This is a genomic window from Arthrobacter sp. Leaf337 (assembly GCF_001423745.1).
Classification (GTDB): Bacteria; Actinomycetota; Actinomycetes; order Actinomycetales; family Micrococcaceae; genus Arthrobacter.
The window spans coordinates 41,768-50,355 of the sequence record NZ_LMPC01000013.1 but is presented as its reverse complement, the minus strand read 5'-3'; the positions used below and the strand labels follow the sequence as shown (position 1 = coordinate 50,355).

Sequence of the window (8,588 nt, the reverse complement as noted above, 5' to 3'; positions counted from 1 at the left end):
AGACTGAAGCCGTTGTGGCCAAGTATGCCGAGCGCGGCATCCTGACCCAGGTTGACGGCATCGGCGGCATCGACGAGGTCACCGACCGCGTCATGCAGGCCATCAAGGCAGCACAGGCAGCTTAGCCAACGCCGTTCAGCCTGTGTTCCCTCTAGCTTTGGCGTATCGCGGTACGCACGGTTCGCGAGAGGCGAAGCGCTCTGGCATCTGCGCCGCCGGGGAGTTGCATCTGCAAAGGTATGTAGCCGAAGCTGACGTCGTAGAGGGGGTCTGCATATCCCAGCGCCCCGCCAGCGCCATCGTGCCCAACCGCTTGGAAGCTGCCGAAATCACTGCCTGGGTGAGGCTTCATGAAAACGACCCCAAACGCCGTCGGGAAGTTCAGGACCCGGTCAACGCCCCACACTTGCTGCTGCCCCATCGCTGCGAGAGTATCGGGGTCAAGAAGAGCCTCCCCTGCCAGGCCAATGGCGGCAGCATAAACCTGCGCGAGTCCTCTCGCCGATCCAATGCCGCCTAATGCGGCGGGTCCGGCGGCTCGTACTTCGCGCAAATTGGGTGAGTAGGGCCCGAGGTTCGGCGGAACAATATTGTTGACACCGTTGAACATCAGGGCGCCCAGGCCGTCCGGCGACATCGGGCTTTGGCTCATCATTGCCAGCTGTTCGGGAGTTGGACGCGCCGGCCGGAGCGCTTCGAACCGGTCCTCCTGAGACAGCGGGAGGCCGAGCCAGAAATCGATGTCGCGAGGTGCGCGGACGGTGGCCTCATAGAGCTCCTGCAAGGATTGGCCCGTGATCCGCCGTACCAGCTCCTCCATGAAGGTGCCGATGGTCAGACCGTGGTAGCCGAAAGCGGTTCCGGGGCGCCAGAACGGCCGCTGTTGGGCAAGCTTTGGCGCGGCGCGGTTCGAGTCAAAGATGTCGGCATCGTCCAGCCCGCCGTCCACGTTCACAAGCCCGGCCTGATGAGACAACAGCTCGCGGACGAGGATCGCACTCTTCCCGCAGGCACTGAATTCCGGCCAGTAGTGAGCCACGGCCTGGTCCAGATCCAGTTCACCCGAGCCAATCAACGTCCCCAGGGTGATCGCCGCGACGCCTTTTGTTACGGAGAACGTTCCTGTGATTGTGTCGGTTTTGAGTCCATCTCCTCCAACCAGGTCGACCACAAGTTGGTCTTTCCAGTAGACGGCGAGTTGGGCGCTGTAGTTCGGGTCATCGGACAGGTACGCATCGAATTCATCGCGTACCGCTTCGAAACCGGGTGCTACGGTGCCTGTGGACTGATTGCGGGTGGGTGCCGTGGCGACGGTCATCGCTTAGTACCTTTCTCTAATTTTCGAAGGATGCCTGTGTCACGAACATGGCAGCCTGCTCCCCTGCGCCGACCGTAGGCCGACAGGATGCGGGTGAGTGTTCCTCGCGGAGCCACCGGACCATCCGGTCGACAGAATTCCTGCCAGGGACGGAGTGGGGGTGGTCCAAGTGTCCGTGGGTACTTCCGGGTTCGATTTCGACCCGGACGGGAACTCCTGCAGCCTCCAATTGAGCCGCGAAGAGTTCGCCCGATGCACGCAGGGTGTCGGCCTCGGAATTGATGATGTAGACCGGGGGAAATCCATCAAGGCTACCGACTCCGGCAAACGCGTGAGGATCTCCAAAATTGTCCTCACTGCCGGCGAAGTTTAGATTCACTTCGCGGACGAACTCCGGCGTGAAGGCCAAGTCTGCCGGAACGCCCTCGATCTTCTCCATGAGCTCCTCACTGATCGGGGGGAGGTTGGCGTGGACAAGGGGGTAGGCGAGCAGCAAGGACGCCGGAATCTTCCCTGCACCGTCCCTGAGCCGTCCGGTCAGCGCGGCGGTTAGGGCAGCCCCCGCGCTGGCCCCGCCGAGATGAAGGTCTTCCGCGTTTTCCAGCCCGAATTCGCTGACATTTTCAAGTGCCCAAAGCCACCCCGCCAGGACGTCGTTTGACGGTTCCGGGTACTTTACTCCGTGAAGTGCCTTGCGGTAGTCAAGCGAGAGCACCGAGATGCCTTGGGACGCCAGATGCAGGCTCACCCAGTGGGCCTCCGGCATGTTCAGGTCTCCGGCAATAAACGCGCCGCCATGGACCCAGACGAAGCCGGCCGAGGCTACGCCGGGTGCACGGTAAAGCCGTCCCGGCACGCCAGCCCCAGAACCGGGAACCGCAACGTCGAGCGTCGACACAGCAGCCAGCCCCGGGTAAATAGTAAGTAACGACTCGTTGTCCGTGTCGCTACGAAGATCAGGCGGGGGTCCGTTCAGCTCCAACTCGCGTATCAACTGCCTGGCGTACAGAGTGTTCTGGTTCTCCGTGCTGCTCTCGCCCATGCTTTGATTTGCTCCTATTCAGTCGTTGAGAAAAAGCTCAGTTTCGAATCAGTTCCAGAGTGGTTTCGAGCGGCAGTGCTGTGACGGACGTGCCGATGCGAAGGTTGTATTCGCCGGGTTCGTAGGTCCAGCCGTTGTCCCAGTAGGCCAGGAGCCGGGTGGGGAGCTGCAGCTCAGCGGTGATGGTTTCGCCTGGTTCGGCCCAGACGGGGGTCGAGGCGACGAGCCAGCGGACGGGGCGGTCGACGGCGGAGCCGGGCTTTTCGGCGTAAACCTGGACCACGTTCTTGCCCGACCGCGCCCCTGAGTTGGTCAGGGTAACCGTGAGGGGGACGACGGCGCCGGGAGCAGCGGAGCCGGGGAAGCTGACGCCGGCGAGGGCCCAATCCGTGTAGCCGAGTCCGAAGCCAAAGTCGTAGGCGGGTTTGGTGCCGGCTTTGAGCCATGCGCGGTAGCCGATGTGGATGCCTTCGTCGTAAGTCAGCGTGCCGTCTGCCTCCGGGGTGACGTTAATGACGGGCACGTCCTGCAGGCTGGCGGGCCAGGTTGTGGGGAGACGGCCACCTGGTTCGGTGGCGCCCGTCAGGATATCGGCGAGGGCGTGACCGAATTCCTGGCCTCCGAAGTAGCCAATCAGGATTGCGGCCACCTCGTCCCGCCAAGGCAGCAGGACCGGGGCGCCGGAGTTCACGATGACTACGGTGCGGGAATTGGCGGCGGCCACGGCGTGGACCAGGCGGTCCTGCAGGCCGGGCATTTCCAGGGAGGTCCGGTCATAGCCTTCTGATTCGACGCTGGAGTTCGTACCTACGACAACGACGGCGACGTCGGCTGCACGGGCCGCCTCGACAGCCTCGTCGATCAGGGCGTCGGGGTGGCTGGTGTCCGCTTCCACGCCGATGGTAATGGCCAGCGCGTTGGCCAGGGCACCGGCACGGTTCGCTAGGTCGAGTTCGATCCGGACTTGCAACTGCACCCCTGCGGTCGCCCGGATTTCGACGGAGGCGGATGGCGGGGCAAGAAACGCCGCCCCTAAGTCCGTGCCGGTGGCCTCGATGGTTGCTTCGCGGGCCAGTACGCCGTCCACAAAGATCCGTCCGTGGCCCACGGTGGAGAATCCCAGCCGGACCGGTCCGGTTTCTTCCGGAGTGTAGAGGGTGTGGAACTGGACCGTGGAGGACGCCGCGATGGGCGCGTCCCCGCCGAACCAGACCAAGGCGGTGGAGCGCCGGTCCTCTGCAAAGAGTTCTCCGCCATTGGCATCGAGGAACCGGACCCGCACTCCGGGAGCGCCGGTGATCGGGTTGGTGATCTGATCCAAGGGAAGCCCCGTGATGCCTTCCTGCACCACGGCGCCCACACTGTAGCTGACGTTGCCCGGACCGAAAGCGGCGCGGATCCCGTCGAGCGGGCTGACGATCTTCTCCGGCACCACGGTGGCGGAGCCGCCGCCCTGGGTTCGGGCATAACGGGCGTTGTGCCCGATCACCGCCACTTTGCCGACCGCGGTCTGCGCCAGCGGCAGCACGCCGTCGTTCTTCACCATCACTGTCCCGGCCGCGGAAGCTTCACGGGCGAACGCGATGAGGTCTTCCCGGTCCACCGGACGGGGCTGGACGGCGTCGAAGCCTTCCAGTGCGCCCACACGGGCGGCGAGCTGCAGGATCCGGAGCACCTTTCGGTCGATGGCGGCCTCGGGAACCCGGCCGCACTTGACGGCCACCATCAAGGCCGCGCCCCAGGGCCCCTCGGGGCCCGGCATGACCAGGTCCTGGGACGCATTGGCACTGTTGACGCTGCGGACGGCTGTCCAGTCGCTGATAACCACGCCGTCAAAGCCCCACTCGCGATTCAGCGGGGTTTCCAGCAGGTCGTTCTCAGTGGCGGTTGTGCCATTGATGGCGTTGTAGGCGCTCATCACCAGCCACGCCTTGGACTCGACGATGGCCTTTTCAAATGCAAGAAGGTAGATCTCGCGCAGGGGCCGGTCGCCGACCTTCACGTCCACGGTGAAGCGGTCCGTTTCGGAATCGTTGGCGATGTAGTGTTTCGGGGTAGCCGCCACGCCATTGCGCTGCACTCCGGCCACGTAGGCCGCGGCGAGCTCCGCCGTTAAGACAGGGTCCTCGCTGAAGGCTTCGAAGTGGCGGCCGCCCAGCGGCGAGCGGTGGAGGTTGATGGTCGGTCCCAGAACAACGTCCACGCCCTTGCGACGGGCCTCGACAGCGGACGCGGCACCAAGCCGGTCCGCGATCGCCGGGTCCCAGGAAGAGCTGATCGCCGCGGCCGATGGAAAGTTCATGGACGGCTCGCGCTCATCCCACGCTTCGCCACGGACGCCTGTGGGGCCATCTGAGAACAGCATGCGGCGCAGGCCGATCTTTGCGATCGGCCAGGTGGTCCAAAAGTCACGGCCGGTCAATAACCGGACCTTTTCCTCGAGGCTAAGTTCAGCCAGGAGGCCCGCGAGCCGCTGGTCGGTTGCCCTCTCATCGGTGGCGCGGGTATCGGTAATGAGGTTTTCCATGGTGGCTTTCTGGCTGTCGGTGCGGAGGACGTGTCGATGCTCAGGTGGATGCTGGTCAGGCGACGCCGGCCTGAACGTCTTGTTCGCGCTGGAGTTCCAGGAGCCGCAGCCTGTCGGCGCGGTGCTGAGCCTGCCGGTCGGGATCAGGGATCGGCGCGGCCATGAACAGCCGCTGTGTGTAGGGATGTTCCGGCGCTCCGGTGACCTGTTCGCCGTCGCCCCATTCAACAATCTCGCCGTGGTACATCACGGCAACACGGTGGCTGAGGTGCCGCACAACGGCGAGGTCGTGGGAGACAAAGAGGTAGGCCACCCCGGTGCGTTCCTGGATCTCGATGAACAGTTCCATAACGCGGGCCTGGGTGGAGAGGTCCAAGGCAGAGACAGGCTCATCGCACACAATCAGCTTCGGGTCCAGGGCCAGGGCACGGGCGATGGCGACGCGCTGGCGCTGCCCGCCGGAGAATTCCCGCGGCAGCCGGTGTGCGGCACCCGGTGGCAGCCGGACCTGGTCCAGGAGCTCGGCTACGCGCTTGTTAGCGGCCTGACGCCCTACTTTGCGGACGGTGAGCGGTTCGGTGAGGATTTGCTCGATGGTCATGGACGGGTTCAGCGAGGTGTAGGGGTCCTGGAAGACGACTTGGATCTCGTGGCTGAGGTCCCTGCGCTGGGCCCGGGTGGCCTTGGAGATTTCCCGGCCCCGGTATTTGATGCCGCCGCCGGTTACCGGTGCGAGTCCCAGCACGGCGCGGCCCAGGGTGGTTTTGCCGGACCCGGATTCCCCCACCAGGCCCACGGTCTCCCCCTGCCGGATGTCCAAGGAGACGCCCTTGAGAGCCTTGAACGGCTCCTTCCGGAAGCCCTTGGAGGGGTATTCGACCACGACGTCCTTGATGTCGAGCAGTGTCTCGGTCATGACGCCACTCCTTTCAGTTCCTTGAGGGTGTACTGCCCGCGGGGTGCCGTGTCCTCGAGAATCGCTCCGAGCAGCTGGCGTGTGTAAGGGTGCTGGGCGTGGTTGAAGATGGAGCGCACGGGTCCGGTTTCCACCACCCTTCCGGTCTGCATCACTGTGACGCGGTCGCAAAGGTCGGCCACCACGCCGAAGTTGTGGGTCACCAGGATGACGCCCATGTTCAGTTCGTCCTGAAGTTCGCGGAGCAGGTTCAAGACTTCGGCCTGGACTGTGACGTCGAGAGCGGTAGTCGGTTCGTCGGCGATGAGCAGGTCCGGTTCGCACGAGACGGCCCCCGCGATCAGGACGCGCTGTGCCATGCCGCCGGAGATCTGGTGCGGGTATGCGTCGAAGGTGCGTTCCGGGTTGGGGATGCCCACCTTCGCCAAGAGGGAGAGGGCCCGTTTGCGGGCTTCTGCCTTGGAGATACCCAGGCAGACCCGCATGGGCTCCATGAGCTGGCTGCCGATGGTGAAGGCGGAATCCAGGTTCGACATGGGCTCCTGCGGGATATATGCGATGCGTTTTCCGCGGACCTTGGTCATCTCCTTTTCAGAGAGTTGGGCCAGGTCCTGGCCCTCAAAGAATATGGACCCGCCAGTAATGCGTCCGCCCTGCGGCAGGAGCCGGAGGATGGAGAACGCGGTCTGTGTCTTGCCGGACCCTGATTCGCCCACCAGGCCATGGACTTCGCCTCGGCGGACGGTCAGGTTCACGTGGTTCACCACGTGGGTGGTGGAACCGTCCGGCTGGTCGTAACCGACGCCCAGGTCAGTGACTTCCAACAGGATCTCGCCGGCGTCTTCATTCGGCTCGTCAGCGTGGACGACGGCGGCGGCACCGCGCTTCTCGGCGGCACCTTCGGCGTCGGCTGCTGCCTCAGCTGCAGCAGCCTTGTGGCTCTTCTTGACCGGTCCGCGGCTTCGTTCGAGTTCGTCGCGCATTGCGTTAGCCAGCAGAGTCAGCGCTATGCACACCAGCCCGATGATCAGGGCAGGCCACAGCACCAGGGTGGGTGACTTAAAGATGTTGATGAAGCCGTCGTTGAGCATGCTGCCCCATGTTGGGATGTTTCTGTCGCCCAACCCGAGGAACTCGAGGCCGGCCTGGATGGCGATGGCAATGCCGAGGACCATGGCGGACTGGATGATGACAGGTGCCCGGACTACGGTAAGGATGTGGCGGCCGATGATCCGGACGTCGCTAAGCCCGGAGACGCGTGCTGCGTCGACATACAGCTCGTTGCGGACCGCCGTGACCGAGGCGTAAACCAATCGGAAGAACGCCGGCGACAGCAGGACACCGAAGATCATCATGGAGAGCCACATCGACGGGCCAACCACAGCGCGGGCTGCCAGCAGCACCACCATGCCGGGAAGGGCCATCATCAGTCCGGTGAGCCATGAGGACACGGAGTCGAACCAGCCGCCGTAGTACCCCGCGGCCAAGCCGGCGGTGACACCGAGGATAAGCGCCACGGCGAGGGCGACGAGGGCACCGGCGAGGCTGAACTGCCCCGCGAACAGTAGCCGGCTAAAGACGTCGCGGCCTGCGCTGTCTGCGCCCAGAATGTGCTCGGAGCCAGCCTTTGCCAGCACCTGTTGCACACTCGCGGTGTTGGGGTCGTGGGTTGCCAGCAGGGGCGCAAGGACGGAGGCCAGCGCCACCAGGACAAGGAGGACCATTGAAACGACACCGGTCGGGTGGGTCAAGAGCCTGCGGAACAAGGAAACCTTGGCCGCCCCGGCGGGCATCGGTGGGGGTGATTCGATCATGACAGCCGAACTTTCGGGTTGAGCCAGCCTTGGGCAAGGTCGATGACGAGGTTGACGATCACGACGATGGCCGCGGTCGCCACGACCACTCCCATCACGACGGGAATGTCACCTTGGCCGGTGGCGGCAACAGTGATTTGCCCCAGGCCGGGCAGGGCGAAGATCTGTTCAACGATGACGGCGCCGCCCAGCAAACCGATGAACTGCACTGCGAGCACTGCTAAGGCGGGGCCGCCGGCGTTGCGCAACACGTGTTTGTAGACCACGCGGTTGAAGGAGAGTCCGCGGGCGCGCAGCGTCCGCACGTAGTCCTGGCGGAGCGCGTCAATCAGCGAGCCGCGGATCTGCTGGACGACGGCGGCAATGCAGCCTATGGAGAGGGCAACGATCGGCAAGGTGACGGTTGCCGCCCAGCCGCCGAACGACGTCGTAATTGGGACATAACCGGTGGCTTTGAACCATTTAAGGTTCAGTGCGAAGAGGGACACCAGGCCAAGCGCGATGAGGAAACCCGGGATGGCGAAGCCGAGGACGCCGACAAACTGGACCACACGATCCACCCAGCCGCGGCGGACCGCGGCCCAGACTGCCACGACGACCGAGACGACCGCCGCGATGATGGTTGCACCAAGGACCAGCGAGAGGGTCACGGACAGACGGCTGCTGACGCCGGCGCTGACAAGCTGGCCGTTGAACCAGGACCGGCCGAGGTCGCCAGTTAATGCACCGGTGAGCCAGTCCCAGTACTGGACAACGAGGGGACGGTCCAGGCCCAGCTGGCTAGCCTTCAGCGCCACCTGAGCATCGCTGGCAGTAGGGCCCACGATGCGGCGGGCGATGTCGCCGCCGCCCGCATATAACAGCAGGTAGGCGACCGTGGTGATAACAAACAGCAGGAGGACACCCGAGAGCAGGCGCCGCAGCACGAATTGGTACATTCGAAAATCCTTAAGGGGTGACAGAGGCTGCCG

The 8,588-nt window shown here is 64.4% G+C and carries 6 protein-coding genes and 1 pseudogene; 1 reads left to right on the top strand and 6 read right to left on the bottom strand.

Annotation, left to right across the window (positions count from 1 at the left end; genetic code table 11):
• Positions 1-125, top strand: a pseudogene (locus tag ASF98_RS13325) (adenylate kinase); the annotation flags it as partial.
• 26 nt (positions 126-151) lie between these two features.
• Here the strand turns inward: ASF98_RS13325 and ASF98_RS13320 are convergent.
• From ASF98_RS13320 to ASF98_RS13295, 6 genes are read right to left on the bottom strand one after another with little or no spacing between them, the layout of a single operon-like run.
• Positions 152-1,318, bottom strand: coding sequence for a serine hydrolase domain-containing protein (locus tag ASF98_RS13320; RefSeq protein WP_055802555.1), 1,167 nt, complete (start codon positions 1,316-1,318; stop codon positions 152-154).
• A gap of 16 nt (positions 1,319-1,334) precedes the next feature.
• Positions 1,335-2,360, bottom strand: coding sequence for an alpha/beta hydrolase (locus ASF98_RS13315; RefSeq protein ID WP_055802553.1), 1,026 nt, complete (start codon positions 2,358-2,360; stop codon positions 1,335-1,337).
• A gap of 37 nt (positions 2,361-2,397) precedes the next feature.
• On the bottom strand, positions 2,398-4,887 hold the full coding sequence (locus ASF98_RS13310) for a beta-glucosidase (RefSeq protein ID WP_055802551.1): 2,490 nt from the start codon (positions 4,885-4,887) through the stop codon (positions 2,398-2,400).
• 55 nt (positions 4,888-4,942) lie between these two features.
• Positions 4,943-5,803 carry an ATP-binding cassette domain-containing protein gene (locus ASF98_RS13305; protein ID WP_055802549.1) on the bottom strand — a complete coding sequence of 287 codons (861 nt, stop codon included), beginning with the start codon at positions 5,801-5,803 and terminating at the stop codon, positions 4,943-4,945.
• On the bottom strand, positions 5,800-7,617 hold the full coding sequence (locus tag ASF98_RS13300; RefSeq protein WP_055802547.1) for a dipeptide/oligopeptide/nickel ABC transporter permease/ATP-binding protein: 1,818 nt from the start codon (positions 7,615-7,617) through the stop codon (positions 5,800-5,802). Before ASF98_RS13300 ends, ASF98_RS13305 begins: the two co-directional genes overlap by 4 nt.
• On the bottom strand, positions 7,614-8,555 hold the full coding sequence (locus ASF98_RS13295) for an ABC transporter permease (protein WP_055802545.1): 942 nt from the start codon (positions 8,553-8,555) through the stop codon (positions 7,614-7,616). The genes ASF98_RS13300 and ASF98_RS13295 overlap by 4 nt, the downstream gene beginning before the upstream one ends.
• Positions 8,556-8,588 lie beyond the last annotated feature (33 nt).

Bases quoted from the DNA above. Each gene is read 5' to 3' on its own strand.
- ASF98_RS13320 (WP_055802555.1), bottom strand. From the start codon at position 1,318: ATGACCGTCGCCACGGCACCCACCCGCAATCAGTCCACAGGCACCGTA.
- ASF98_RS13315 (WP_055802553.1), bottom strand. From the start codon at position 2,360: ATGGGCGAGAGCAGCACGGAGAACCAGAACACTCTGTACGCCAGGCAG.
- ASF98_RS13310 (WP_055802551.1), bottom strand. From the start codon at position 4,887: ATGGAAAACCTCATTACCGATACCCGCGCCACCGATGAGAGGGCAACC.
- ASF98_RS13305 (WP_055802549.1), bottom strand. From the start codon at position 5,803: ATGACCGAGACACTGCTCGACATCAAGGACGTCGTGGTCGAATACCCC.
- ASF98_RS13300 (WP_055802547.1), bottom strand. From the start codon at position 7,617: ATGATCGAATCACCCCCACCGATGCCCGCCGGGGCGGCCAAGGTTTCC.
- ASF98_RS13295 (WP_055802545.1), bottom strand. From the start codon at position 8,555: ATGTACCAATTCGTGCTGCGGCGCCTGCTCTCGGGTGTCCTCCTGCTG.